Here is a 26,638-nt window from a genome sequence, read left to right on the forward strand (position 1 = left end):
AGGGGAGATGCGGCGCTGAGGCGGAAGCGCGGGAGCGGCTCAGCGCACGTCGATGCCTGAGCCTGCCACGGTCTCGCCGATGATCGGGTAGCCGGGGACCTCACCGATCACCAGCAGCCCGCCGGAGGTCTGCGCGTCCGCGAGCAGCAGCAGATCCTCCTCGGTGATGCCGGCTCCGGCGCGCAGACCTCTGCTGGCCTGCACCCACTCGAGGTTCCGACGCGTGCCGCCGGAGACGTAGCCGTCACGCAGCGCCTCGGCGGCCCCGTTGACCAGTGGAACCGAGGCCCGGTCGATCACCATGCCCACGCCGGAGGCGCGACCCATCTTGAACAGGTGACCCAGCAGACCGAAGCCGGTGACGTCCGTCGCGGCCTTCGCGCCGGCGGCGAGTGCTGCCTTGGAGGCATCGCGGTTCAGCTGCGTCATCGTCTCGATCGCCGCGGCGGAGACCTCGCCGGTGGTCTTCATCCAGTTGTTCAGCAGACCCACACCGAGCGGCTTGGTGAGCGTGATCGGCAACCCGGCCTCGGCGGCGTCATTGCGCAGCAGATGGTCCGGATGCGCGGTGCCGGTGACCGCCATGCCGTACTTGGGCTCCGGATCATCGACCGAGTGCCCGCCGATCACCGGCACCCCGGCCTCCCTGGCGACCTCCAACCCACCCGCGAGGACCTGCCGCAGCAGCTCGTAGGGGAGCACCCCGCGGGGCCAGCCCACGAGGTTGATCGCGACCACCGGATCCCCACCCATCGCGTAGATGTCCGAGAGGGCGTTCGCGGCGGCGATGCGGCCCCAGTCGAAGGCATCATCGACCACGGGAGTGAAGAAATCCGCGGTCGAGAGCACCGCGGTGTCCCCGTCGGCCCCTCCGATCCGTACCGCCGCGGCATCATCCCCGTCCTCCAGACCCACGATCACCTGCTCGTACTGCTGTCCGGAGAGGGCGGAGACGACGTCCTCAAGCTCACCCGGCGGGATCTTCGAGGCGCAGCCACCGCCGTGCGCCATGGTGGTCAGGCGGATCGAGGGCTGGGACACGGGACGGATCGGGTTCTCGCTCATGCCCTGAGCCTATGACGTCGCAGATGCCGGTGCGGGGCGAGTCGTCCCTGGTCCGGCGGTGATAGTTTGGACGGCGGAGGCGTACGTGTCCTGGTGGGCGCCCCGGTCTTCAAAACCGGTGAGACCGAGCATCTCGGTCTGGCGGGTTCGATTCCCGTCCGCCTCCGCCACTCATCCGCCTCACATCCGCCGCCCCCGCGGGCGGCCCGCCCGTCGGCCCCAGGAGGTCCCGTGCCTGTGCCCCCGCAGCCCGGCGAGGAGACCACGGACCCGCGCCGTCGGATCCCGCGGACCGATCACCTGCTGGCTCACCCCTCCGTTGCCGCCGCAGCGGCGACGATGAGCGAGCGCGTGGTGGTCGGGATCGTGCGCGCGGTCCAGGACCGGGCCCGGATCGGCGAGATCCTTCCCGAGCAGGTGCAGGACGAGATCCTCGCCGCGCTCGGGGACCGGCCCGCGGCGTCGCTGCGGCCGGTGCTCAATGCGACCGGGGTCATCGTCCACACCAACCTCGGCCGGGCACCTTTGTCGTCGGCCGCCCGCGAGGCACTCCAGAGTGCCGCCGGGTACACCGACGTCGAGTTCGATCTCGCCACCGGTGCCCGCTCCCGCCGAGGGGCCGGAGCCCGAGCGGCGCTGCTCGGCGCCTGCCCCGAGGCCGAGGACGCACTGGTCGTCAACAACGGGGCGGCGGCACTGATCCTGGCCGTCACGGCGCTGGCCGGGAGCCGCGAGGTGGTGCTCAGTCGCGGTGAGCTGATCGAGATCGGTGCCGGCTTCCGCCTGCCGGATCTGATCACCTCGACCGGTGCGAGCCTGTGCGAGGTCGGCACCACCAACCGCACCCACCTCGCCGACTACATGGGCGCGCTCGGCCCGGCGACCGGCTGCGTGCTGCGGATCCACACCAGCAACTACCGCGTCATCGGCTTCACCTCCGAGGTGGGTCTCCGCGAGCTCGCCGATCCCTGCCGCGAGGCCGGGGTGCCGCTCGTGGCGGATCTCGGCAGCGGACTGCTGGCACCCGAGCCGCGACTGCCCGACGAACCCGATGCCGCCACCGCCCTGCGCGACGGCGCAGAGCTGGTGATCGCCAGCGGGGACAAGCTGCTCGGCGGCCCTCAGGCCGGGATCCTGCTGGGAAGCTCGGAGATCATCGCGCGCCTCGCGCGCCACCCACTGGCCCGAGCCGTGCGGGCGGACAAGCTCACCCTCGCCGCGCTCGAGGCGACCCTGACCGGACCGGTGCCGCCGGTCCTTGCCGCGCTCCGCCAGGATCCGGACGCCCTGCGCGAGCGCACCGAGCGTCTCGCCGCGCAGCTCGGCGGGCAGGTTCTCCCGCATGAGGGCAGGGTCGGCGGCGGGGGAGGAGCCGAGGTGCCGCTGCCTGGCTGGGCGCTCGCCGTGGAGGAGGAGCTCGCCGGCCCGCTGCGCATCGGGGACCCCGCCGTGGTCACCACCGTGCGGGACGGCGACTGCCTGCTGGACCTGCGCTGCGTGCCCGCCACCGAGGACGAGCGACTCCTCCGGGCTGTGACCACGGCCCGCGAGGTCCTGGCACAGACCTCACGATGATGCAGGTCATCGCCACCGCTGGTCATGTCGATCACGGCAAATCCACTCTGATCCGGGCCCTCACCGGAATCGAACCGGACCGCCTGGCTGAAGAGAAGCAGCGCGGGCTGACCATCGATCTGGGCTTCGCCTGGACCACCCTGCCTTCGGGCCGTGAGGTGTCCTTCGTCGATGTGCCCGGCCATGAGCGCTTCCTCGGCAACATGCTTGCAGGCCTCGGCCCCGCCCCGATCGTCTGCTTCGTGATCGCCGCGGATGAGGGCTGGCAGGCGCAGTCCTCCGACCACCGCGACGCGATCGCGGCGCTCGGCATCGACCAGGGCCTGATCGTCATCACCCGCGCGGATCTCGCCCCCGACCGGGTCGCGCAGGTCCTCGCCGAGGCCCGCAGCGAACTGGCAGGGACGGGCCTCGCCAGCGCACCTGCCGTCGGTGTCTCGGCCGTGACCGGGCAGGGCCTCGACGCGCTGCGCACTCTGCTCGATGACACGGTCGGCGCCGCACAGGAGCCCGCGATCGACGGGCGCGTGCGACTGTGGGTGGACCGTTCCTTCTCGATCTCGGGAGCCGGCACCGTGGTCACCGGCACCCTGACCGCTGGCACCCTGCATCGCGAGGACCGCCTCGCGCTGTGCGGAGCGGACCGCGGCGGCGAGGTGGTGGTGCGCGGATTGCAGAGCCGCGGTGGCCCTCTCGAGCAGCTCGGTCCGGTCAGCCGGGCCGCCGTGAACCTGCGCGGGGTGAGCACCGAGGAGATCGGCCGCGGCGACGCGCTGCTCACCCCGGACGCCTGGGCACTCACTCAGCTCCTGGACGTGCGCCGCAGCACCGGCGATCCCCTCGACGATGCCCCGCAGCAGCTGGTCGCCCATATCGGCACCGCCGCTGTCGGGGCACGCGTGCGCCCGCTGGGGCCAGATCACGCACGCCTCACCCTGGACCACCCGCTCCCGCTGCAGCTCGGGGACCACCTGGTGCTGCGCGGCAGCGGCAGCCACTCGGTGCGCAACGGCGTGCAGGTGCTCGACCTCGACCCGCCTGGCCTCGAGCGGCGCGGCGACGGAGCTCGGCGACGCACCGTGCTCGAGCAGATGCCGCTGGGTGGCGACCTCGCCGGCGAAGTGCGGCGCCGTGGCGCGGTGCACGACTCCCGCCTCCTCCGCTTCGGGATGGTGCTGCCGACACCGCTGCCCGAGACGGTGCATCGTCACGGGGTCTGGCTGGTGGACACGGAGGCGCTGCACGGGTGGACGGAGCAGCTGGCCCGGCTCGTCGCTGAGCAGCGTCGCGCCGATCCGCTCTCTGCCGGGCTGCCGGGCAAGGCCGCAATCGATGCGCTCACTCTGCCCGATGAGGCGATGCTCGATGTGGTGGTGGCCGCCGCCGGACTCATCCAGCGCGAAGGCCGGGTGCGCGATGCAGTCTCCGGGCAGGGTCTCGGTGCCGCAGAGGCAGGGGTTCGTGCGCTCGAGGAGCGGCTCGCCCGAACGCCGTTCGGGGCACCGGAGGCCGAGGATCTCTCCGCGCTGGGGCTCGGTGCGAGAGAGCTCGCCGCCGCCGCCGCGCAGGGTCGGCTGCTGCGGCTGCCGGATGAGGTGATCCTGCTGCCGTCGGCGCCCGCACTCGCGATGCGTGCACTTGCCGCGCTGCCGCAGCCCTTCACCGCCAGTGAGGCCCGGCAGGCGCTTGCGACCACCCGCCGGATCGCGATCCCGCTGCTCGAGCATCTCGATGGCCGCGGCTGGACGCGACGTACGGACCCCGGCCATCGCGAGATCGTGCGCTGAACCCCATGCTGAGCGCGCCCGGTCTCAGCGCTGCCCGGCGAGCCACTGCTGATGGGCTCTGATCACGGCGGCCCCGGCTCGTAGATACCACGGGTGCGGTCCGGTGCTGTCCCCTGGGGCCTGCGTCTTCCGCAGCGGCGCGATCGGTACCACGGAGCCATCTCGGAGCCGCAGCAGCACCGCGTCTCCGGGCTCATGCATCCCGGGGACCACCACCTGGTGTACCTGCTCCCAGGGCACGACGCCGCGGGCACCGAGCATCGTGGACCAGGAGACCCCGCGAGCATCCAGACGTGCACAGGCTCGGCGCGCGAGCAGGAAGAGCACCACCCCGGCCGTGATCAACGCCAGCCCGAGCAGCACCACGAGCACCGCGCCCAGCACCTCACCCCCCACGAGCAGCGCCACGGCGAACAGCGCCGTGAAGAACCCGAGGAAGACCAGCACAGCACCGGCCCACATGAGTCCGGAGCTCGACCCTGCGCGCACCGTGGTGAGGTTCATGGCGTCTCCTTCGGGGGCGTGGTGTGTGCCGGGTCAGCGCTGTCTGGTGCTGCCTGGGTGGGCCGGCACGGACTGGCGCCGCGCCGGTCTCAGCCCTGGTTCCGGGGCTGCTTGACCGGCGGCTCGCCGAGCTCGACGTCGCGGGTGAGGATGCCGTCGACGTCACCTGCGACCAGCTCGAGCTGCTCGATGCGACCCAGCGCCGTGAGGTCACCGGCGGCGGCCTCGAGGTGGGCGAGCGCCGCCTGCGGAGCCACGACGGTGACGGACAGGATCGGGGTCTTCTGAGAGACCTTCGCGTCGGACTTGATGCGCCGCAGCGTGATCGCGGCCTGGGCGACCGTGTCCACGAGTGCCGCGTCCTGGCCGGCAGCGGCGTCGCGCAGCGGTGCTGCCTCGGGCCAGGCCTGGGTGTGGACGCTGCCGCCGCGCCACCACGACCAGACCTCCTCGGTCGCGAACACGACCACCGGGGCGAACAGCCGCAGCAGCACCTCGAGCGTGATCGCGAGCGCCGCGCGAGCCGATGCCGCACCGGCCTCGCCGGCGGGGGAGTTGCCGTGGGCGCGCTCCTTGACCAGCTCGATGTAGTCATCGCAGAACGCCCAGAAGAACGGCTCGATGATCTCGAGGGCGCGGGCGTAGTCCATCTCATCGTTCGCGGCCGTGGCCTGCTCGATGACGTCCGCCAGCTGGGCGAGCAGCGCCCGGTCCAGCGGATCGGTGACCACGGCCGGGTCTGCGGCGAGTCGGCCCGCGGGATCTGCGGGGGCGTCCCCGAAGCCGAGGGCGAACTTCGAGGCGTTGAGGATCTTGATCGCGAGGCGTCGGCCGATCTTCATCTGGCCCTCGTCGAAGGCGGTGTCCACGCCCTGGCGGGCACGGCCGGCCCAGTAGCGCACACCATCGGAGCCGTGCTGCTCGAGCAGGCCGATGGGGGTGACCACGTTGCCCTTGGACTTGGACATCTTCTTGCGGTCCGGGTCCAGGATCCAGCCGTTGATCGAGGCGTGCTTCCAGGGGAGCGAATCCTGCTGCAGGTGGGAGCGCACGATGGTGGAGAACAGCCAGGTGCGGATGATGTCGTGACCCTGGGGGCGCAGATCCATCGGGTACACCTTGGCGAAGAGCTCAGGGTCCGAGTTCCAGCCGCCCGCGAGCTGCGGGGTCAGCGAGGAGGTGCCCCAGGTGTCGAGGATGTCGGGATCGGCGATGAAGCCGCCGGACACGCCGCGCTGGGACTCCTCGAAGCCGGCGGGCACGTCGATCGTGGGATCGATCGGCAGGGACTCGACCGGTGGGGTGAGCACGGTGTCGTAGTCGGTCTCGCCGTCGGCGCCCACTGCGTACCAGATCGGGAAGGGCACGCCGAAGAAGCGCTGGCGGGAGATCAGCCAGTCACCGGCCAGGCCCTCGACCCAGTTGCGGTAGCGGGACTCCATGTAGGCGGGGTGCCAGGTGAGCTCCTTGCCGCGGGCGATCAGATCGTCGCGCAGGCCGCCCTCGGACTGATCCCGGCCGCCGTTGGTGAGATACCACTGGCGCGAGGTCACGTACTCGAGCGGCTTGTCGCCGTTCTCGTAGAACTTCACCGGGTGGGAGATCTTCTCGATCTCGCCGGTGAGGTCACCGGACTCGGTCGCCATCTCCACCACGCGCTTCTGCGCGCTGAACACGGTCAGCCCGGCCAGCTCGGAGTAGTTCGCCCGGCCCTCGGGCGTGGTGATCCACGGCGCCTCGGTGAGGAAGCGGCCGTCGCGGCCGATGACGGAGCGGGTGGGCAGCTCGAGCTCGCGCCACCAGGTGACGTCGTTCGAGTCGCCGAAGGTGCAGATCATCGCGATGCCGGCGCCCTTGTCGGGCTGGGCGAGGGGGTGGGCGAGCACGGGCACCTCGACGCCGAACAGGGGAGAGGTGACGGTGGTGCCGAACAGTCCCTGGTAGCGCTCATCGTCCGGGTGGGCCACGAGGGCCACGCAGGCCGGGAGCAGCTCGGGGCGGGTGGTCGCGATGACCACCTGCTCACCGGTGCCGTCGGTCCGCGTGAAGCTGAGACGGTGGTAGGCGCCGTCGCGGTCTCGGTCCTCCTGCTCGGCCTGCGCCACCGCGGTGCGGTAGGTGACGTCCCACATGGTGGGGGCCTCGGACTGGTACGCCTGCCCGGCCTCGAGATTCTCGAGGAAGGCGCGCTGGGAGGTCGCGCGGGAGTGGGCGTTGATGGTCTGGTAGCTGTGGTTCCAGTCCACCGAGAGGCCGAGGGTGCGGAAGACCTCCTCGAAGGACTTCTCGTCGATCGCGGTGAGGCGCTCGCACAGCTCGATGAAGTTGCGACGCGAGACCGGCACCTGGTTCCCCGGCTTGGAGGACTTGTTGTCCCCACCCTCCTGCGGCGGCGTGTAGTCCTCCACATAGGGCAGCGAGGGATCGCAGCGCACGCCGAAGTAGTTCTGCGCCCGACGCTCGGTGGGCAGACCGTTGTCATCCCAGCCCAGCGGATAGAACACGTTCTTGCCGCGCATGCGCTGGTAGCGCACGATCATGTCCGCCTGCGAGTAGCCGAACACGTGACCCACGTGCAGCGACCCGGAGGCCGTCGGCGGCGGGGTATCGACGCTGAAGACCTGGTCACGCGTGGTGTCTGGGTCGAAGGCGTAGAGCTGCTGCTCGCTCCATACGCCGTCCCACTTGTCCTCGAGGCCCTCGAGCGAGGGGCGATCGGGGAGGGAGGAGCCGGTGTCGGGGCGCGATGCAGTATCGGTCATGGACTCATTGTTCCAGGTCTGCGCTCTGGTGCAACGCAGGCGGCGACAGTGTGAGCGCCCTCGCGTGCAGGCCGGCCGACGGGGATAGCCGATGGGCCGGGGGAGGAGGGCGACCATGGTGGCCAGCCGATGGTCCGACGGAGGAAAGGTGCAGCCCGAGGGTCGTACGGTGGGCCCATGTCTTTCGAACGTCTCGCCGTGGTCTCCGACGTGCACGGCAACCTCACCGCCTATCGCGCAGTGCTCGCCGATATCGCCGCCCGCGGCATCACCCGGATCCTGAACCTCGGCGACGTGGTGGGCAAAGGGCCTCGCGGCGCCGCCTGCACGGCGCTCACCCGGGAGCGCTGCGAGGCGACGGTTCGCGGGAACTGGGAGGTATTCGTCGCCGGTGAGAGCGAGTTGCGCAGCGAGGGCCAGGCCGGGTGGCGGGCTGAGCTACCCGCCGAGGCTCGGCAGTGGCTGTTCGCCCTCCCCGGCAGCGTGGATCTTCAGCTCTCCGGACGGCGGGTGCGCATCCTGCATGCCTCGCCGATCGATGAGTTCACGAGGGTGCGCCGGGAGCACAGCGATGAGCAGTTCGCGATGATGTTCGCGCCGACGCCCTTCACCGGTGGCGACGAGCACGCGGACGTCGTCGTCTACGGCGACATCCACGACCCCTTCCTGCGCTCCGGCAGGGAGGGAACGCTGGTGAACGTCGGCAGCGTCGGCAACCAGCTCGACGACCCGACCCCCTCCTACGCGATCCTCGAGGGTGACCCCGGGGGCGGGAGGGACGCGCCGTTCGGGATCCAGTTCGTGCGAGTGCCCTATGACGTGGAGGCTGAGATCGCGGCGACCCGGGGGCTGGGTATGCCCGAGACGGAGGCCTACGAGATCGAGCTGCGCACCGGGGTGTACCGCGGAGACCATGCGAGGCTCGGGCTCAGCACCCCGCCCGCCTGAACCTCACCCCGGGACATGAGCGCTCACGGCACGCGCGCGGTCCACTCCGCGGTCCCGAACTTCGTCTCGACGAGAGCATTGGCCTTGGCGATCTCGGCCTCGGTGTAGTCCGAATCGACCGTGTCGTAGCGGGCGCGGAAGAAGTCCAGGAAGCCGTCGATGATCTGCTCCCGGGCCAGGCCCGTCTGCGAACGCATAGGGTCCACGCGCTTGTTGGCGCTCTTGGTGCCCTTGTCGGAGAGCTTCTCGCGGCCGATCCGCAGCACCTCGCCCATCTTGTCCGCGTCGATGTCGTAGCTCATGGTCACGTGGTGCAGCAGCACCCCGCCGGCGAAGCGGCGCTGGGCGGCGCCGCCGATCTTGCCCTGCTCGGAGGCGATGTCGTTCAGCGGCACGTAGTGGGCCTTCACCCCGATCTCGGCCAGCGCCCCCATCACCCAGTCGTCCAGATACGCATAGGACTGCTCGAAGTTGAGCCCCTCGACCAGCGAGGTGGGGACCACCAGCGAGTAGGTGATGCAGTTGCCCTGCTCCATGAACATGGCGCCCCCGCCGGTGATGCGGCGCACCACCCCGATGCCGTGCTTCGCCGCGCCGTCCGCATCGATCTCATTGCGCAGCGACTGGTAGGAACCGATCACCACCAGTGGGCTGTCCCAGTCCCAGATCCGGAAGTGGGGGTTGCGGCGCCCGGCGATCACCTCATGAGGAAGCACCTCATCCAGCGCCACATGCACTACGGGCGGCAGCACTCGCGGGCCGATCACATCGAAGGTGAGGTCATCCCAGCTGGTCGCGTGACCGAGCGCCCGGCGCACCGCGATCGCGACCGCCTCGACGGAGAAGCCGATCATCGACACCGGATCCGGGCGCGCAGCGAGCTGGGCGGTGAGCGCCGCGCCGAGCTCAGCGGCGGTCGCCTCGGTGGGCATCCCTGTCAGGGCAGCGTTCAGATCCTCGAGGGCATCATCCGGTTCGAGGAAGAAGTCCCCGAAGACGTGGGCGGTCGCGATCCGGTCGCCCGCCACGGTGACATCCACCGAGACCAGCTTGCCGCCGCGCACCTTGTACTGACCGTTCATCACCGTGCTGTCGCTGCGCTCATCCATGCCTGCCATTGTCCCTCAGAGGATCGTGAGGGACCGCAGCGCGCGGTGGACCTCCCACACGAAGTCCGCCGTGGACTGGCTCTTGCGCGGTGCGATCGCGTACGTCTCCGCCGGGTGCCGGGCAGTCTCCTCGCGGGTGACACGGGGGATGAGGTTCTTCCAGTCGCGGTCCCCGCCCACCCAGAGGCGATATTCAGCGCCGGAATCGTCCCCGCGCTGCAGCAGCCGCAGCCCCATCGACGTTGCGGTCAGGGCCGGCTGTCGCTTCGCCGGTGCCGGCTCGAAGCCGCGGTCGCGCAGCAGCATCGGGTTGAACAGCGCCCAGAGCAGCAGGCGCGCTCCCTCCAGCTCTGGGGAGGCGGGCGCGCCGATCAGCTCACCTGAGGCGGGCGGCCGTTCCGCCTCGGTGCGCCAGGTGCGGCGGGAGAACATCGCCAGGCGTTCCGTGGCGGCTGCCCGCTCCTCCTCGGTCTCGAGCCGGCCGATGCCCAGCGGAATCGGCATCTCGCCAGTGCGCTGGAAGTGGACCGGGGTGCCCTGCTCGACCTCCCCGAATTCGAGGCCTGTGCGCTGTCTGCCCACGCCCGCCTGCAGATGGGCGCCGGTCTGGCCCCGACGGGTCGAGAAATGGGGGCTCGTGCCGAGCAGGGTGCGGCTGGCGTGGTGGAGCACGTCCAGGTGGGCGCGGAACTCACGGGCGGTGGAGGTCCTCGTCAGCAGCTTCTTCGCATCGACCGGGAACTGCACGACGGGCCGGCCAGCGTTCTCACCCACCTCGCCCAGGGTCTCCCACAGGTGGGCGTGGCCGGGATCGGCCTTCGGCATCCGCCTGGCCACCCGGGCCCAGCTGGTGGCGATCACGCCGTCCGGCACCTCTCCTTCGAGCTCGGCGCGGTCGGTGTGGCGAGCGATCGCGACCAGCAGGTGCTGGGGCGAGGAGCCGAGTGCCGCCCGCATCTCCCGCAACCGGGCGGTGGAGAAGGGGCCGCCGACGCGCAGGGCGATGCCGAGGCGGGCACCCTCGTCGGCCTCGCCTGCGATCGGCAGCAGCTCGGCGAGCAGATCGGGGGAGGTCTTCCGCATCCGTGGGGCGGCGGCGATCGAGCCGGTGGTGTGCTCGGTGCGGGCGATCGTGCGCAGGAAGGCGTCCCGGCTGCGCGGTGACATCAGCACGAATTCGAGCATGTGCCGCAGGATCACCTCGACCCGCACATGGCGCTCCGCCGGGATCTCCAGATCCGGCGAGAGGGCGGAGCGGTCGACGGCATAGGTGAGCATCTGTCCGACGGTGGCGTATGAGCGAGCCATGGTCCTCCTTCTCCGCGGTGGGCACGTGCGGGCTCGCACGGTCTGGGCTGGGGTGGAGGATCATTCTCCACCTCCCCTAGTGTGCATCGCCGCAGGTGACGGGTCCAGACATGTTCCGCGCGCGGAGTGCCGGAAGAGATCCTGAGGAGCCGCCACACGTTCTGCGGCGCGCGGTCAGGAGGTGACCCTCCGCGCCTGCCGAGGCAGCTGTGGGAGGTGCCACAGGGGAACCCGGAACCTGTGTTCACCTGGGGCGGGGCCCGGTGTTCGGCGCGGGCGCCAGGCGCCGAGGAGGGGCGCTCCTGCAGTGCGCGCCCTGGCGCGTCTACGCTGTCCCGGTCCCCACCCGACCCCTGCGAGAGCCGGCCTCATGAACACCCCCACCGACACCGCCGTCGACCCGTCTGCCTCCTCTGCGGAGCCTGCGTCCACAGCCACCGCTGCCCGCCGTCGCTCCCGCTTCGGGCTGCTGCCGCGCATCCTGCTGGCCATCGTGCTGGCGATCCTGCTGGGCCTGGTGATGCCCGAAGCCATCGCGCGAGTCTTCACGACTTTCAACGGGGTCTTCTCCGGCTTCCTCGGCTTCCTGATCCCGCTGATCATCGTGGGCCTGGTGACGCCGGCGATCGCTGAGCTCGGCCACGGCGCCGGGAAGATGCTCGCCGCAACCGCCGGGATCGCCTACCTCTCCACCATCCTGTGCGGGCTGTTCGCGCTGGCGCTCTCCCTGTTCCTTCTGCCGCGCATGTTGGGCGGGGCCCGCATCGACACCCTCGAGAACCCCGAGGACTCCGCGATCGCGGCCTATTTCGAGATCGAGATTCCGCCGGTGTTCGACGTGATGACTGCGCTGGTGCTGTCCTTCTGCCTCGGCATCGGGCTCACTCTGGTGACGAAGGGCGCGCTGCAGGAGTCTTTCGTGCAGCTGCGCACGATCATCGTGCGCATCATCGAGGCGATCATCATCCCTCTGCTGCCGCTCTACATCTTCGGCATGTTCCTGGGCCTGACCATGAACGGCCAGATCTGGACCGTGATCGGCACCTTCCTCACCGTGATCCTGCTCGTCTTCGGGATGACCGTGGTGGTGCTGCTCGCGCAGTACGCCGTGGCCGGCTGGGCGATGGGCCGCAACCCCCTGAGGATGCTGTGGAACATGCTCCCGGCGTATATGACGGCGCTGGGCACCAGCTCGTCGGCCGCGACCATCCCCGTGACCACCGAATGCGCGAAGCGCAACGGGGTCCCGGACGCGATCGCGGACTTCGTGATCCCGTTGGGTGCGACGATCCACCTCGCCGGGTCGACGCTGAAGATCACCACCTTCGCCGTGGCGATCATGATCGTCACCGGCATGCCGCTGCACATCGGCGCCCTGGTGGGCTTCGTGTTCATGCTGGGCGTGGTGATGATCGCCGCGCCGGGCGTGCCCGGAGGCGCGATCATGGCCGCCGCCGGCGTGCTCGCCTCCTTCCTCGGCTTCAGCGAGGCCGCGGTGGGGCTCATGATCGCCGCGTACATCGCGATCGACTCCTTCGGCACCGCCACCAACGTCACCGGTGACGGGGCGATCGCGGCGCTGATGACCCGGTTCTCCAAGGGACGTGTCAGCGGCGACCTGACCGCCCAGCAGCACGCGGAGGTCCACGGCATCTGAGCTGCTGGAAGAGCTCACCTGCCAGGCAGCGGGCCCGTTCGCACCCCGTGAGGTGCGGACGGGCCCGCTGCATTCGTCGGCTCCATTGCGTCGGCGGATCCCGCCTGCAGCATCTGTCATACTGAACATATGAGCAATCGTTCAGATGTTGCGGTGCAGGGTGCCGAGATCGCTGATCTCGCGGACGTCTTCTCCCTGCTGGGGGATCCCAGCCGCCTGCGCCTGCTGTTCGCCCTGCGCGACGGCGAGGTGAGCGTGGGGGAGCTGTCGACCCTCACCGGGCAGTCCGACTCCGCGGTCTCGCATGCGCTGCAGCTGCTGCGTGCCCACCGCATCGTCCGCGTGCGCCGGGAGGGACGGCGCGCCTTCTACCGCCTGGATGATCCGCATGTGCGGATGCTGCTCGAGGTCGCGCTCACCCATACCGAGCACAGCGAGCTGCGCCATCCCGAACGCCGCGCCGTCGATGCGCCGCAGGAGCGTGCTGGCTCGCCCCACGAGCCTGTCGGGCGGGCAGTCTCATGAGTCACTCCCACGGAGTCAGTGCTGCCGGCCACGCCGGGGCCGCGCACCGCTGGCGGCTGCTGGTCGCGGTGGTGCTGATCGGCGGATTCTTCCTCGTCGAGCTGGTCGCCGGACTGCTCTCCGGCTCCCTCGCGCTGCTCTCGGACGCCGGACACATGGCCGCCGACGTGGTCACCCTCTCTGCCGCACTCGCCGCGACGGTGCTCGCCGCGCGTCCCTCGAAGGACGGCCGACGCACCTTCGGCAACTACCGCCTCGAAACCTTCGCCGCCCTGCTGGCGGTGCTGATCATGCTGGTCGTCGCCGTCCTGGTGACGGTCAGCGGGATCGGCCGGCTCGGCGACGAGGTCCACGTCGACACCACGCCGATGCTGGTCGTCGGCGGGCTCGGCCTGGTGGTGAACCTGGTGGTGCTGCTGATGCTGCGCGGAGGGGCGGAGGAGAGCCTCAACGTCAAGGGCGCCTACCTCGAGGTCCTCGCGGACACCCTCGGCTCGGTCGGAGTGATCGTCGCCGCGGCGCTCATCCGGCTCACCGGAGAGAGCATCATCGACACGATCGTCGCGCTCGCCGTCGGAGCGTTCATCGCGGTGCGCGCCGTGATGCTGGCCCGGGAGGTGTTCACCGTGCTCGGCCAGGCGGCGCCCGCCGACATCGACCCCCAGCAGGTGGAGGACGATCTGCGGAACCTCGACGGGGTCGCCGACGTCCACGATCTGCACCTGTGGACCCTCACCTCCGGAATGGAGGTCGCCACCGTCCACCTGGTGACCGCGCCCGGCGCCGACCCGCACCCGGTCCTCGACGCCGCCCAGGCGCTGCTCAGCACCACACACGGCATCGCCCACGCGACCGTCCAGACCGAGCCGACCGATCACCACGGATGCCTCGAGATCGGCTGGTAGCAGCCCATCGTGAGGGAGTCAGGACGGCTGCTCCCGTCGGCCGCGCCGCGTACGCTGGATCCATGACCTCAACCCATGCAGCGCACCCGAACGCTGTCGCCAGTGACACTGCCCGTCTCACCGCCGTCGTCACCGGTGCCTCCTCCGGCATCGGCCGCGCCACCGCGCAGCGCCTGGTCGCCGATGGCTGGCACGTGCTGGCCGTTGCCCGCCGCGAGGACCGGCTGAACGAGCTCGCCGCGGAGACCGGCTGCGAGGTGCTCGCCGTCGACATCACCTCTGACAGCTCCGTCGAGCGCCTGGTCGAGCGGACCACCGAGCTGTTCGGAGGCTCCGTGAACGCCGTCGTGCATGTGGCCGGGGGCGCCCTCGGCATCGAGACCGCCGCCGAGGCGGACCTCGAGAAGTGGCAGCGCATGTACGACATCAACGTGCTCGGCGCGGTACGGGTCACCCGCGCCCTGCTCCCGGCGCTGCGCGAGAGCGGCCGCGGAGACCTGCTGTTCGTCACCTCCGTGGCGGCTCAGGAGGCCTACCCCGGCGGGTCCGGCTACAACGCCGCCAAGGCCGGGGAGCACATGCTCGCCGGTGCCCTGCGGCTCGAACTGAACGGGGAGAAGATCCGCGTCATCGAGATCGCCCCCGGGATGGTCCACACCGAGGAGTTCTCCCTGGTGCGCCTCGGAGACCAAGGGGCGGCAGACGCCGTCTACGACGGCGTCGAGCAGCCGCTCACGGCGGAGGACTGCGCGGATGTCATCTCCTATGCGCTCAACGCACCCCATCACGTGAACCTCGATCTGGTGACGGTCCGTCCCCTCGCCCAGGCGGCCGCCCATCGCGTGGCCCGCCACCAGGGGGTCTGATGGCCCACGGCGGGATGGGTGGCCCCGGCGGAGGGATGGGCGGCGGCATGGGCGGCGGAGGCGGCAGGATGCGCGACGACCTCAAGCTCGCCCCCGGCCAGCGCCCCGATCTGCGGCGGGTGCTGAACCTGTTCCGTCCCTATCGCGGAACCCTCACGGGAGTGCTGACACTGATCGTGATCGGCGCCGCGGTCGGGGTGGTCTCCCCGTTCCTGATCCGCGAGATCGTGGATGTCGCCCTGCCCCAGCAGCGCGCCGACGTGCTGGCCTGGTCCGTCGGCGGACTGATCGCGGTGACGGTGATCGCGAGCGCGCTCGGGGTCACCCAGTCGATGCTCTCCACCCGGGTGGGCCAGTCCGTGATGCATGATCTGCGCGTCTCGGTGTTCTCCCACCTGCAGCGGATGGGGCTGGGATTCTTCACCCGCACCCGCACCGGTGAGATTCAGTCGCGGATCTTCTCCGACATCGGTTCCATGCAGGCCGTGGTCACCTCTGTGATGACCCAGATCGTCTCCTCCGGGGCAGGGGTCGCGATGGCGCTGGTGGCGATGTTCGCCCTGGACTGGCGGCTGACCCTGTTCTCCCTCATCGCGCTGCCCTTCGCGGTCTGGATGAACCGCCGGGTCGGCAGGCGCCGACGGGCGATCGTGAAGACCCGCCAGGAGAAGGCGGCGGACCTCTCCGCCGGGATCCAGGAATCCCTGTCCGTCTCCGGGATCCTGCTGGGCGTCACCATGGGCCGCACCCAGGCGCTCAGCAGCGCCTTCGCGACCGACTCGCGGGAACTCGCGGACCTCGAGGTCCGCTCTGAGATGGCGGGGCGCTGGCAGATGGCCGTGTTCACCACCCTGATGGCGCTGTTCCCGGCGCTGACCTACCTGCTCGGCGGCCACCTGCTGTTCGCCGACCCCGAGGGGCAGGGCGTCACCATCGGCACCCTGGTGGCCTTCATCGCCCTGCAGTCCGGCCTGTTCCCCCAGATCAACGGGCTGCTGCGGGTCGCGACCCAGGTCAACAGCTCCCTGGCACTGTTCTCGAGGGTGTTCGAGTACCTCGATGCCCCGATCCTCATCAGTGATGCGCCGGACGCCCTCGCGCTGGACCCGGCGACCCTGCGCGGCGAGATCCGCTTCGAGGACGTCACCTTCACCTACCCGGGCGCGGACGGGCCGGCGCTGCACGGCATCGACCTGGTGGTCCCGGCCGGGAAGCACACCGCCCTGGTGGGGGCCACCGGTTCAGGCAAGACCAGCACCGGCTACCTGATGGCGCGGCTCTATGAGCCCAGCTCCGGCAGCATCACCCTGGACGGTCATGACCTGCGGGAGATCACCATGGACTCGCTCGCGGCGAGCATCGGCGTGGTCACCCAGGAGACGTATCTCCTGCACGCCTCGATCGCCGACAACCTGCGCTTCGCCCGCCCGGAGGCGAGCGATGAGGAGCTGCGACAGGCCTGCCGGATCGCGCAGATCCACGACCACATCGAGTCCCTGCCGCAGGGCTACGACACAGTGGTGGGGGAGCGCGGCTACCGGTTCTCCGGCGGGGAGAAGCAGCGACTGGCGCTGGCCCGCACGATCCTGCGGGACCCGCCCGTGCTGCTGCTCGACGAAGCGACCTCTGCGCTGGACGTCGCCACCGAGCGGGCGATGTCCGGCGCGCTCGACGCCGCCGCCCGCGGCCGCACCACCGTCTCGATCGCCCACCGGCTCTCGACCATCCGCCACGCCGACCAGATCATCGTGATGCAGCACGGCCGCGTCTCCGAGCGCGGCACCTACGAGGAGCTGGTCGCTCACGGCGGGCTGTTCGCACAGCTCGCCATCCAGGACGCCCGCCGCGACAGCGCCGCACCGGGCCCCGGCGACGAGGGCGACTCCGAGTCCTGGGAGGCCGGCGAGGGCGCCGAGAACCCTGCGCCGCCGCTGCGGAGCTGAACCGGTTCCCGGCCCACCGAGCTGAGTCGATCTACGACCAAAGGTGGAGGTGGATCTCCACCCTGCGCGGGATGCGGAGGGCCTGCTGACCGGGAGAGGATCTCTCTATGGAGAGGCGCCAGATCCCCACCGGAGGTCGGCACTCTCTCGAGCATCCGAGCAGAGAGGACCCCCTGATGACGACGACGCATCTTGGCCGTGCAGCGCAGAGCCGATTCGCAGCGAAGCCCGCCATGGGCAGACCGCTGCTGTTCACCCTGCTGCTCGCTATCGCCGCCGCCGGCATGCTGCTCCTGCTGGTGGCCGGCCCCAGCATCGCGCTGCCGCTCGCGGTCGGTTCCGCGACCGCGCTGATGATGCTGGTCGGGGCGGCCTGGGTGGTGGCCGGACCCCGGCTCTGAAGGCTCCTGGCAGCTCTGAAGACCCCGGGCAGTTCTGCGGACCCCGTGCATCTCTGAAGAGAGCCCTCAGATGTCGATCACGATCTCGCCTTCGCCGCGTGAGACGCAGGTGATCATCTGGTCCGCGTGCTCGTCGTCCATGAGGTACTCATCCAGGTGCTCGACCTCGCCGGAGACCAGGGGCACCACGCAGGTGCCGCACACGCCGCCCTCGCAGGAGTAGTCCATCGGGATATCAGCATCCAGCAGTACCTGCAGGAGGGATTGATCCTCGCCGACCTCGAGCGTGATACCGGACTTCAGGCACTTGGCGGTGAAGGGCTCTCCGAACAGCGACATCATCGCTCCTTCTGCGTCGACCACCCCATGCTGCGGGGCGGATTCGTGGAGGTCCCAGTCTTCCACGTTCGCACCCTCACGACGAGGTGAGTCGCGCCTCCTCGTCGGCTGCGCTCTGGGTCATATACCGGGACACGTAGGGGACTGGAACCGATGCGTGTTCCGGGACGACCGCGAGAAGCTGATGGCAGTCGACGGCGCTCAGACCGTCCCGGGCGGTGGAGGGTGCGGTGCAGGCACCGGAGCGAAATCGCGAGGCGACGCACGAGGACGTCGGATGGCGGTGGATCGGAGCCGGGATCCTGCTGGGCACTGCCGCGCTGCTGCTGCTGGGGCTGCTGTGCGTGGGTCCACGGCTCGGCATCGCTGCGGTCCTGACCCTCGGGGCGCTCACCGGGGGCATGGTGGTGGCCGGATATCTGCTTGCCCGCTCGCAGGTGTCGTGAGCCCGCGAGGATCGCGAGAGCAGGACCGGGCCCGGGCAGGACGCTCAGATCATCCGTCGGTCGCGGACCCAACGGGTGAGCTCCCGACGGTCCGAGAGCTGCAGCTTGCGCAGCACGCTGGAGACATGGCTCTCGATGGTGCGATCGGAGATGAACAGGCTCGAGGCGGCCTCGCGATAGGTGTAGCCGCGTGCGATCAGCTTCATCACCTCCTGCTCGCGAGGCGAGAGCAGATCGAGCTCGGTGGGGGAGGCGGGGATCGAGCCCCGGAAGGCGTCCAGCACGAAGCCGGCCAGGCGCGGGGAGAACACCGCATCCCCCTCCGCCACCCGGCGCAGCGAGGAGGTGAGCTCCTCACCGGTGATCGACTTCGTGACGTAGCCGCGAGCCCCGGCCCGGATGACCGCCAGGACATCCTCCTCGGCGTCAGAGACCGACAGGGCGAGGGCCCGCACCGGCTGTCCGGTGGCAGTGACCAGTGATTCCAGAGATCCGGCGACCTCGGCCCCGCCACCTCCCGCGCCGCCCGGCAGATGAACATCCAGCAGCACCACCTCGGGCAGCAGCTGGCCGGCGGCAGCGATCGCGCCAGTCACCTCGTGCTCCTGGCCGACGATCTCGATGCCCGGATCCGCGCGGGAGATCTCGGCCGCGACGCCGGCCGCGAAGATCCGGTGATCATCGACGATCAGCACCCTCAGCGCGGCCTGGTCTGAGGGCCCGATCTGGCTCGAACGCACTACCGGGGCCGAACGACCAGTGAGGGACAACGGTGGCTGCTGGTCGTTCATCGAGTCCTCCTCGGCAGCACCAGGGCCACCTCGGTGCCGCCGCCGGGGGCAGGACGTACCGAGGCGGTGCCGCCAGCGCGTCGCATCCGGCCGATGATCGACTCGCGCACGCCCAGTCGGTCCTCCGGGAGAGTGGACGGGTCGAAGCCCGGCCCGCGGTCCCGCACGAACGCTTCGACAGCGTCCTCACTGATGTCCACGAACACGTCGATCCCCTCTCCGGCATGGCGACAGGCATTCACCGTCGCCTCCCGCAGAGCGCCGAGCAGCGCGGCGGTGCGCTCGGTGAGCGGGGCATCGCCCACGATCACCGTGTGCACGTCATGACCGTGGAGGTCTTCGAGCTCTGCGGTGAGCGCCTCGACTGCTGTCCGCATCTCTGCCGGGGCGTCATCGTCGGCGCCTGCGCGGTAGAGCCAGCGGCGCAGCTCGCGTTCCTGCTGGCGGGCGAGGGTGCGCATCTCCTCGGCGTCGGCGCCCGGACGCTGGAGCACGGTGAGAGTCTGCAGCACCGAGTCGTGGAGGTGCGCGGTCGTCTCCTGGTGGTGTTGGAGTACAGCGCGTTCGCCGGCTTCCTCCCGGACTCCGCTCCAGAGCCGTCGGCCCCACGGGACCAGCAGCAGCGCGACCATCCCGGCGAGCGCGAGGGTGGCGGCGAGGAGCTGGAAGGCCAGGCGTGGGCCCACCACCAGCATCACGGTGAGCGCGGTGGCCAGCAGCAGCAGCGCGGAACCGCCCAGCAGTGCGGCGAGGGCGGGCCCGGGAGTGCGCCCGGGGCGGCCGCTCCACCGGTCGCGGTCCAGGTCGGCCAGCGGCACGAGCCCGAGGGTGACCCCGGCGCACATGAGGCCGCCGAGCAGCAGGAGCAGCCCGAACGAGTCCACCTCGATGGGATCCAGGAAACGAGCGCCGGGCAGCAGCTGGAGAAAGTCCACTCCGAGGGTGGCCAGCGCGATCACGCTCGAGATTCCAGCCACCGCGGTGAGTCCGAGCCAGCGCAGCACCGTGCGCTGCACACTCGGCGGCCGCTCAACGCGGGCGACGCTGGGCAGGCCCCGCACCGCGGCGGCGCTCGCCCGCATCGACTGCTCGCGGACAAGTGCTGAATCATCGGGCAGCGCCCACCACAGGGCGATGTAGCCCAGCGCCGAGGGGGCCGCGAGCGTGAAAGCGAGACGGAGCTCCGCCCACGCCGCGTAGAAGGCAGGCAGCAGCGGCAGCGCCGGTACAGCCAGCAGTGCGGGCAGCAGCACCGCGATACGCACCACCCAGACGGGCACATGCAGCTGGCGGGACAGCACCGCGCATACCCCGGCGAGCAGCGACTCATCGCGGTGCCGCGTCCAGGACGCGGTCGAAGGCAGGAGAACGGCGACCATGGGGACATTCTGCCGTGCAGAACATGACCATCGCCTCGGGAAGCCCGGAGATCCGGGACCGGTACGGGCCTCCTCCGGGGCGAGTCCGGGACGGTTCCGGGGTGCCGCAGGCCGGGCGGCGCCCGAATCGGGGTGAAGATGGGTCCATGGCCATGACAGCAGAGCAGGACGACGAGGCGATCGAGCAGACCCTGCGGGCCACGCTCACCCCGCGTGCCGCCCTCACCGCCGCCGATCGTGCCCGGCGCAGCACATTGCTGCGCCGGCCCGGGGCGGGCAAGCTCGCAGGTGTCTGCGCCGCGATCGCAGCCTCCGCAGGCGTGCCTGCCCGGATGGTCCGCTTGCTCGGGCTGCTGGCGGGTCTGCTCGGCGTGGGAGTACCGGCATATCTGATCGCGATGCTGCTGATCCCGCGGCTCCGACCCGATCGTGACGGTGCTGCTGAGGGGGTGACGGTCCAGCGTCCGCTCGAAGCACTCATCTCGTTCGAAGCGCGTCCGGTGGATGTGCTGGCGCTGCTCGCGGTGGTGCCGAGCCTGGCCGGCACGTTCTGGATGATGTTCGTGCTCGCTCGCTTCTCCGCTGCCGCCGCTGTGCTGGTGGCGCTCACTGTGATCGTGCTCGCTCTGCTGCTGCTCAGCGTCCGTCGCGCCGCCGAGGCACGACGCGGACTGCTGCTGGCAGCGCTCGCCCGCCGGGCTGAGCTCGTCGACCTCGACCAGCTCGAGGCTTTCCTGCGCGAGCAGCGCCGCCGCGCTCCTGCGGCATGGACGGTGCTCGCTGGCGAGGGTAAGCTCCCGGGATTCCCGGCAGAGAGCTTGGGAGGAGCGGGAGGAGGAGCACACGCCGACGGGGCGGTGTTCGAGGGAGGCGCCGCCGACGGAGGCATCACCGGCGAGACCGCGGAAGATCTCCCGCGCACTCCGCTCCGTGTGCACTCCCGATCCCGGCGGACTGTCCCTCGACGTCCCGCGGCCACCATCCGCACCGTGATCGCCGTGCTCGCCGGGATGCTCGCCGCCGCCGCGCTCACGGTGCTGACTCTGAACCTCGCCCCGGAGCTGGCACCGACGCTTGCTGCTGCGGGACCGCTGCCACAGGTCGGACGGCTCGCCGCAGGCCTCGGCGCGGCCACCCTGGTGGCGGGACTCGCGCTCGTGATCCTCGGTCTGCGCGGCCGGCGGAGCGTGGTGCTGGCCCTCGCGGCTCTGCTCGCCCTGGGCGGGACCGGGCTCGGCGGGGCCTGGCTGCGGCTGACCTATGACCCGCAGGCCGTGCCGCTGCAGATCATCGCAGCGGATCTCGAGGCCGGACGCCATCTCTCCTGCCCGTCCGATCCAGGCAGCTGGGCGCAGCCGCTGATCATCGACCTGCGGGGGCTCGATGCCGCTGCCGCGGAGAAGCTGCGCGAGCAGCAGCGCAGCCACGGCATCGGCGAGGAGGGGCCCGTGACATCGGTCGGCTGCACCCGACCCGTCGGGGACCTCACCGTCATGCTGCCGTCGGACCCTGAGCTGGTGAGGGTCTGGGTGGGCACCACGGACGGCATGGTGGAGGGCGGAGCCGCTCGAGGCGCCGTACCGGTGGTCGACGTCTGGGGTGACGTGCTGGTGGGCACCGTGACGATCATCGAGCAACCGAGCACGGCAGAGAACGGGGACGAGGCATGAATGATGCAGACAGCACCGACATCGCAGACAGCGTGAAAGCCGCTGCTGGCCCGGGGACCATCGAACGCACCGGGACCATCGAACGCACAGAGAGCACAGACCATGCGGAGCTCGGCGGGAGCGACGCTGCCATCGGGGGCTCCGGCAGCCTGCGCCCGCGCCGCAGCATCGGGACCGTCGGGGTCGGACTGCTGGCGCTGTTCGGGGTGGCGATACTCGCCATCAGCGTGATCCCTCAGCCTCGATGGGACCTCTGGCTGGTGGGCGTCGTTGCCGTGCTCGGGCTCTCGCTGGTCCTGCTGATCCTTGCCCTGCTGCCGCACGGGCCGGGCCGCGGGATCACCGGAGGTCGCTGAGGGCGCAGCTCTCCGAGGTCACACATGGTTCCGGTGGCAGTCATCCTCAGAGTCACCGGCGCGACCGGCAGGAGCAGCTCACCGGGAGACGTCGTCGTCCTCGTCGGCCGCTCCTCGAACATTCGTGGGCGCCACCGACACTGCTGGGGTCGCTGTCGCCGGTGCGGGAGTGGCGGATGCGGGGGCAGAGATCGCCGCCCGCACGCTCGACGCCGCCGGGCCGGAAGGCGTCAGCGCCAGCGCCGAGGGACCGAAGCTCAGCACAAGCAGGGCTGTGGCACCGAGTGCCGAGGCGCTCGCCGCGGCCCGGCTGCGCCGGGGACCGATGTCTCGGGAGCCGGTGTCCTCATTCATGAGACCTCCTCGAAGGGGGAGCGGCAGGGTGGGCCGCTCCCTGTATTCGACTGCGCGCACCTGGGCAGGTGCTGTGCGTCTCGCCCGGATCTGCTGGGATGCGCACGGGATGGGCGCTAACGAGCGCGGGGGCGAGCACGGAAGGCCCGGCTGTTCCGCGCGTCTCTTCCCCGCCCGGCCGCGTGACCGTCCTCGCGCCGCCGCGTACACTGACCGCCATCGGCATCGACCCGGCCATCACCGGAGAGCCGCGGGAAGAACCGCCCATCGTCCGTTCACGGGCGCGGGCCCAGTAGAACCCGCCGGGACCAGCCCGTCACAGCTGAGGAACAAGGGGAGGCCCCTGGATCGCCATCGGCGGTGCAGCGGACATCAACCGAGGTGGTACCGCGCCACCGGCCCTGCGCCGGGAAGCGTCCTCGGAGCGCATGTTGTCCCAGCACTCGCCCTTGTTCTGCCTCGGAGGTCCGTCCCATGGTCTACCCGGTCAGCGGAGACCCGCTCGTCCCCTCACCGAACCTGCCCTCGCTCGAGAACTCCATCCAGGAGTTCTGGCGCACCGACGACACCTTCCGCGCCTCGATCGCCCAGCGCGAGGGTGCCGAGGAGTTCGTCTTCTACGACGGCCCTCCCTTCGCCAACGGCCTGCCGCACTACGGCCACCTGCTCACCGGCTTCGTCAAGGACGTCATCCCGCGCTTCCGCACCATGTGCGGGAACAAGGTCGATCGCCGCTTCGGCTGGGACACCCACGGGCTGCCCGCCGAGCTCGAGGCGATGAAGGAACTCGGGATGACCGAGAAGGCTGAGATCGAGGCGATGGGCGTGAAGGAGTTCAACAACGCCGCCCGGGCCTCGGTGCTGAAGTACACCAAGGAGTGGGAGGACTACGTCACCCGCCAGGCCCGCTGGGTCGACTTCGAGAACGACTACAAGACCCTCGACGTCTCCTTCATGGAGTCGGTGCTGTGGGCGTTCAAGACCCTGTACGACAAGGGCCGGGCGTACGAGGGCTACTACGTGCTGCCCTACTGCTGGAAGGACCAGACGCCGCTGTCCGCGCATGAGCTGCGGATGGACGATGACGTCTACAAGGAGCGCCAGGACCAGACCGTCACGGTGACCTTCCCGTTCACCGGGGAGAAGGCCCAGCAGCTGGGCCTGGACGGTGTGAAGGCCCTGGCCTGGACCACCACGCCCTGGACCCTGCCCACCAACTTCTCCCTCGCCGTCGGCCCCGAGCTCGAGTACTCGGTGGTTCCTGCCGGGCCGCTCGGCGCCGCCGACGGCACTGCTGCGGGCGAGGCCCGCTACTTCCTGGCCACCGCGCTGCTCGGCTCCCACGCCAAGGAGCTCGGCTACGAGAGCGCCGAGGAGGCGCTCGTCGCGTGCGAGGAGCGCGTGTTCGCCGGCTCCGAGCTCGAGCACGTCGCCTATGAGCCGCTGTGGACGGTCTACTCCGAGGACCGTGCGAAGTGGGGCACCGAGAACGCGTGGATCGTCACCGTCGCGGACTACGTCTCCACCGACGACGGCACCGGCGTGGTCCACCAGGCCACCGCCTACGGTGAGATCGACCAGCAGGTCAACGCCGAGTACGGCATCCCTGTGATCGTCTCGGTCGACGAAGGGGCCCAGTTCCTGGACTACTTCGCCGGCACCGAGCTCGACGAGATCGCCGGCGTGCAGGTGTTCGAGGCGAACCGCCCGATCATCCGCAACCTCCAGCAGGCCGGGCGCCTGCTGCGCGAGGCCAGCTACGTGCACTCCTATCCGCACTGCTGGCGCTGCCGGACTCCCCTGATCTACAAGGCTGTCTCCTCCTGGTACGTGAAGGTCGCCGACCAGCGCGAGCGCATGCTCGAGCTGAACGAGCAGATCGACTGGGTGCCCGGCAACGTCAAGCACGGCCAGTTCGGCCGCTGGCTCGAAGGTGCCCGCGACTGGGCGATCTCTCGCAACCGCTACTGGGGCACCCCGCTGCCGATCTGGAAGAGCGACGACCCGAACCACCCGCGGGTCGACGTCTACGGCTCCCTGGCGGAGATCGAGGAGGCCTTCGGGACCCTGCCGCGCAACGAGCACGGCGAGGTGGACCTGCACCGGCCCTACATCGACCAGCTGACCCGCCCGAACCCCGATGACCCCACCGGGCAGTCCACCATGCACCGGGTCGAAGAGATCTTCGACGTCTGGTTCGACTCCGGCTCGATGCCGTTCGCGCAGATGCACTACCCCTTCGAGAACGCCGAGCAGTTCGAGTCCCACAACCCGGCGGACTTCATCGTGGAGTACATCGGGCAGACCCGCGGCTGGTTCTACGTGATGCACGTGCTCTCCACCGCGCTCTTCGACCGGCCCGCCTTCACCTCGGTGATCTGCCACGGCATCGTGCTCGGCGAGGATGGGCAGAAGATGTCCAAGTCGCTGGGCAACTACCCCGACGTGCGCGAGATGTTCGACAAGTACGGGGCCGACGCGATGCGCTGGTTCCTCATGAGCTCCCCGATCCTGCGCGGCGGCAACCTCGTGGTCGACGAGCCGAAGATCCGCGACGCCACCCGGCAGATGGTGCTGCCCCTGTGGAACGTCTGGTACTTCCTGGGGCTGTACGCCAACGCCGCGGGGGAGAAGGACGCCGCCGGGAAGCCCGTCGGCTATCGCGGACAGACCCGTCACGACTCCAGCGACGTCATGGATCGCTACCTGCTGGCCCGCACCGGCGACCTCGTCCGTGAGGTCAAGGAGTCCATGACCGCGCTCGCGATCGCGGACTCCGCCGAGCTGATCCAGGACTACCTGGACATGCTCACCAACTGGTACGTGCGCCGCTCCCGCGACCGCTTCTGGGAGGGTGACGAGCAGGCGATCGACGTGCTCTCCACCTGCCTGACGACCCTCTGCCAGGTGGCGGCACCGCTGCTGCCGATGGTGACCGAGGAGATCTGGAAGCAGCTCACCGGCGGGCGCTCCGTGCACCTGACCGACTGGCCTGACGCGGACCTGTTCCCGCGTGATGCGGACCTCGTCGCACAGATGGACGATGTGCGCGCGATCGCGAGCGTCGGCAACTCCCTGCGCAAGAAGGGACAGCTGCGGGCCCGCCTGCCGCTCGCCGAGCTCACCGTGGTCCACCACGCCCCGCGCACCCTCGAGGCGTTCACCGCGATCATCGCCGACGAGCTCAACGTCAAGGCCGTGCGCCTGCTGGACGTGGCGAGCGAGGAGGCGCAGGGGATGGGCGTCGAGCAGCGGCTCAGCGTCAACGCCCGCGCCGCGGGACCGCGCCTGGGCAAGCAGGTGCAGACGGTCATCAAGGGCTCCAAGTCCGGTGACTGGTCCGCCGACGAGAACGGTGTGGTCACCTCCGGCGGCATCGAGCTGGCCGAGGGCGAGTACACGCTGGACCTGGTCGCCGGCGAGACTGCGGCGATGGAGGGCCGGGCCGTCGGCGTGCTGCGCGGCGGGGACTTCGTCGCGCTCGACACCCGGGTCACCGCGGAGCTCGAGGCCGAAGGCGTCGCCCGGGACGTGGTGCGCGCGATCCAGTCGGCCCGCCGCGAGGCCGGCTTCGAGGTCTCGGACAGGATCCGTCTCACCGTGGACGGTGACGGGTCGGTGACCGCTGCCGTCGCCGCGCACCAGGACCTGGTCGCCGGTGAGGTGCTCGCCGTGGAGGTCTCCGTGCCGGCCGCACCGGTCGAGGGCGCGCATGCCGCGAGTGAGAAGGTCTCCGGCGGGACCGTCACGGTCTCCGTGGCCCGCGCCTGAGCCAGTTCACGGCTCCGGCGCGGGAATCCGCGCCGGAGCTGGGGCTGCGGGTCGACCTCTCTCGCGCTCGGCGGTGCGGTCGGGCCGCTGGCGCATTGCAAGTTGGTATCGGCTGGTCACCGCAGGTTTCCCTGAGGGTTTTCCGAATCTATCCTGAGCGGAGGATCCACTCCTCGG

22 protein-coding genes and 1 tRNA gene are annotated in these 26,638 nt (G+C 70.3%); 14 read left to right on the forward strand and 9 right to left on the reverse strand.

Annotation, left to right across the window (positions count from 1 at the left end):
• Positions 1–39: 39 nt before the first annotated feature.
• Positions 40–1,065 carry a selenide, water dikinase SelD gene (selD, locus tag ABD893_RS15755; protein WP_345082488.1) on the reverse strand — a complete coding sequence of 342 codons (1,026 nt, stop codon included), beginning with the start codon at positions 1,063–1,065 and terminating at the stop codon, positions 40–42.
• Between the two features lie 75 nt (positions 1,066–1,140).
• Between selD and ABD893_RS15760 the strand changes: the two genes are divergently transcribed.
• The 3 genes from ABD893_RS15760 (at position 1,141) to selB (ending at position 4,427) form a co-directional block, all read left to right on the forward strand.
• A tRNA-Sec gene (locus ABD893_RS15760) sits at positions 1,141–1,235 on the forward strand.
• A 61-nt stretch (positions 1,236–1,296) separates the two neighbouring features.
• Complete coding sequence (selA, locus tag ABD893_RS15765) at positions 1,297–2,640, forward strand: L-seryl-tRNA(Sec) selenium transferase (protein WP_345082491.1); 1,344 nt, start codon at positions 1,297–1,299, stop codon at positions 2,638–2,640.
• Positions 2,640–4,427, forward strand: a complete 1,788-nt coding sequence (gene selB / locus ABD893_RS15770; RefSeq protein WP_345082977.1) for a selenocysteine-specific translation elongation factor — start codon at positions 2,640–2,642, stop codon at positions 4,425–4,427. Before selA ends, selB begins: the two co-directional genes overlap by 1 nt.
• A gap of 24 nt (positions 4,428–4,451) precedes the next feature.
• Here the strand turns inward: selB and ABD893_RS15775 are convergent, their stop codons facing one another.
• Together ABD893_RS15775 and valS are read right to left on the reverse strand one after the other, a co-directional pair.
• Positions 4,452–4,931, reverse strand: coding sequence for a hypothetical protein (locus ABD893_RS15775; protein WP_345082494.1), 480 nt, complete (start codon positions 4,929–4,931; stop codon positions 4,452–4,454).
• Positions 4,932–5,020: 89 nt separating this feature from the next.
• Positions 5,021–7,693 carry a valine--tRNA ligase gene (valS, locus tag ABD893_RS15780; protein WP_345082497.1) on the reverse strand — a complete coding sequence of 891 codons (2,673 nt, stop codon included), beginning with the start codon at positions 7,691–7,693 and terminating at the stop codon, positions 5,021–5,023.
• A 177-nt stretch (positions 7,694–7,870) separates the two neighbouring features.
• Between valS and ABD893_RS15785 the strand changes: the two genes are divergently transcribed.
• Positions 7,871–8,641, forward strand: a complete 771-nt coding sequence (locus ABD893_RS15785; protein ID WP_345082500.1) for a metallophosphoesterase family protein — start codon at positions 7,871–7,873, stop codon at positions 8,639–8,641.
• Between the two features lie 23 nt (positions 8,642–8,664).
• On the opposite strand, the gene lplAB is transcribed toward ABD893_RS15785, so the two are convergent.
• Positions 8,665–9,723: a lipoate-protein ligase LplAB gene (gene lplAB / locus ABD893_RS15790; protein WP_345082980.1), complete on the reverse strand. Its 1,059-nt coding sequence runs from the start codon at positions 9,721–9,723 to the stop codon at positions 8,665–8,667.
• Positions 9,724–9,765: 42 nt separating this feature from the next.
• Positions 9,766–11,058 carry a hypothetical protein gene (locus ABD893_RS15795; protein ID WP_345082503.1) on the reverse strand — a complete coding sequence of 431 codons (1,293 nt, stop codon included), beginning with the start codon at positions 11,056–11,058 and terminating at the stop codon, positions 9,766–9,768.
• 370 nt (positions 11,059–11,428) lie between these two features.
• Here ABD893_RS15795 and ABD893_RS15800 point away from each other — a divergent pair, with 370 nt between their 5' ends.
• The 6 genes from ABD893_RS15800 (at position 11,429) to ABD893_RS15825 (ending at position 17,355) form a co-directional block, all read left to right on the forward strand.
• Positions 11,429–12,715: a dicarboxylate/amino acid:cation symporter gene (locus tag ABD893_RS15800; protein ID WP_345082506.1), complete on the forward strand. Its 1,287-nt coding sequence runs from the start codon at positions 11,429–11,431 to the stop codon at positions 12,713–12,715.
• A gap of 129 nt (positions 12,716–12,844) precedes the next feature.
• Positions 12,845–13,240: an ArsR/SmtB family transcription factor gene (locus tag ABD893_RS15805; RefSeq protein WP_345082509.1), complete on the forward strand. Its 396-nt coding sequence runs from the start codon at positions 12,845–12,847 to the stop codon at positions 13,238–13,240.
• On the forward strand, positions 13,237–14,145 hold the full coding sequence (locus tag ABD893_RS15810) for a cation diffusion facilitator family transporter (protein ID WP_345082512.1): 909 nt from the start codon (positions 13,237–13,239) through the stop codon (positions 14,143–14,145). Before ABD893_RS15805 ends, ABD893_RS15810 begins: the two co-directional genes overlap by 4 nt.
• A 62-nt stretch (positions 14,146–14,207) precedes the next feature.
• Positions 14,208–15,011, forward strand: coding sequence for an SDR family oxidoreductase (locus tag ABD893_RS15815; protein ID WP_345082515.1), 804 nt, complete (start codon positions 14,208–14,210; stop codon positions 15,009–15,011).
• On the forward strand, positions 15,011–16,954 hold the full coding sequence (locus tag ABD893_RS15820; protein ID WP_345082518.1) for an ABC transporter ATP-binding protein: 1,944 nt from the start codon (positions 15,011–15,013) through the stop codon (positions 16,952–16,954). Before ABD893_RS15815 ends, ABD893_RS15820 begins: the two co-directional genes overlap by 1 nt.
• A gap of 176 nt (positions 16,955–17,130) precedes the next feature.
• Positions 17,131–17,355, forward strand: coding sequence for a hypothetical protein (locus tag ABD893_RS15825; RefSeq protein ID WP_345082521.1), 225 nt, complete (start codon positions 17,131–17,133; stop codon positions 17,353–17,355).
• Between the two features lie 66 nt (positions 17,356–17,421).
• On the opposite strand, the gene ABD893_RS15830 is transcribed toward ABD893_RS15825, so the two are convergent.
• A complete protein-coding gene (locus tag ABD893_RS15830; RefSeq protein ID WP_345082524.1) occupies positions 17,422–17,760 on the reverse strand; it encodes a 2Fe-2S iron-sulfur cluster-binding protein in 339 nt (112 codons plus the stop codon).
• Between the two features lie 164 nt (positions 17,761–17,924).
• Between ABD893_RS15830 and ABD893_RS15835 the strand changes: the two genes are divergently transcribed.
• Positions 17,925–18,140: a hypothetical protein gene (locus tag ABD893_RS15835; RefSeq protein WP_345082527.1), complete on the forward strand. Its 216-nt coding sequence runs from the start codon at positions 17,925–17,927 to the stop codon at positions 18,138–18,140.
• A 44-nt stretch (positions 18,141–18,184) separates the two neighbouring features.
• On the opposite strand, the gene ABD893_RS15840 is transcribed toward ABD893_RS15835, so the two are convergent.
• Positions 18,185–18,931, reverse strand: coding sequence for a LuxR C-terminal-related transcriptional regulator (locus ABD893_RS15840; protein WP_345082530.1), 747 nt, complete (start codon positions 18,929–18,931; stop codon positions 18,185–18,187).
• Positions 18,928–20,310: an ATP-binding protein gene (locus tag ABD893_RS15845; protein ID WP_345082533.1), complete on the reverse strand. Its 1,383-nt coding sequence runs from the start codon at positions 20,308–20,310 to the stop codon at positions 18,928–18,930. Before ABD893_RS15845 ends, ABD893_RS15840 begins: the two co-directional genes overlap by 4 nt.
• Before the next feature lie 146 nt (positions 20,311–20,456).
• Here ABD893_RS15845 and ABD893_RS15850 point away from each other — a divergent pair, with 146 nt between their 5' ends.
• Both ABD893_RS15850 and ABD893_RS15855 read left to right on the forward strand, forming a co-directional pair.
• A complete protein-coding gene (locus tag ABD893_RS15850; RefSeq protein WP_345082536.1) occupies positions 20,457–21,980 on the forward strand; it encodes a PspC domain-containing protein in 1,524 nt (507 codons plus the stop codon).
• Positions 21,977–22,336: a hypothetical protein gene (locus tag ABD893_RS15855; protein WP_345082539.1), complete on the forward strand. Its 360-nt coding sequence runs from the start codon at positions 21,977–21,979 to the stop codon at positions 22,334–22,336. Before ABD893_RS15850 ends, ABD893_RS15855 begins: the two co-directional genes overlap by 4 nt.
• Before the next feature lie 78 nt (positions 22,337–22,414).
• On the opposite strand, the gene ABD893_RS15860 is transcribed toward ABD893_RS15855, so the two are convergent.
• Positions 22,415–22,690: a hypothetical protein gene (locus ABD893_RS15860; protein ID WP_345082542.1), complete on the reverse strand. Its 276-nt coding sequence runs from the start codon at positions 22,688–22,690 to the stop codon at positions 22,415–22,417.
• Positions 22,691–23,164: 474 nt separating this feature from the next.
• On the opposite strand from ABD893_RS15860, the gene ileS reads away from it, so the two are divergent.
• Positions 23,165–26,461 (forward strand): isoleucine--tRNA ligase, encoded by a 3,297-nt coding sequence (gene ileS, locus ABD893_RS15865; protein WP_345082545.1) that lies wholly within the window; start codon positions 23,165–23,167, stop codon positions 26,459–26,461.
• Positions 26,462–26,638 lie beyond the last annotated feature (177 nt).

It is taken from the genome of Brachybacterium paraconglomeratum (assembly GCF_039541415.1).
GTDB lineage: Bacteria > Actinomycetota > Actinomycetes > Actinomycetales > Dermabacteraceae > Brachybacterium > Brachybacterium paraconglomeratum_A.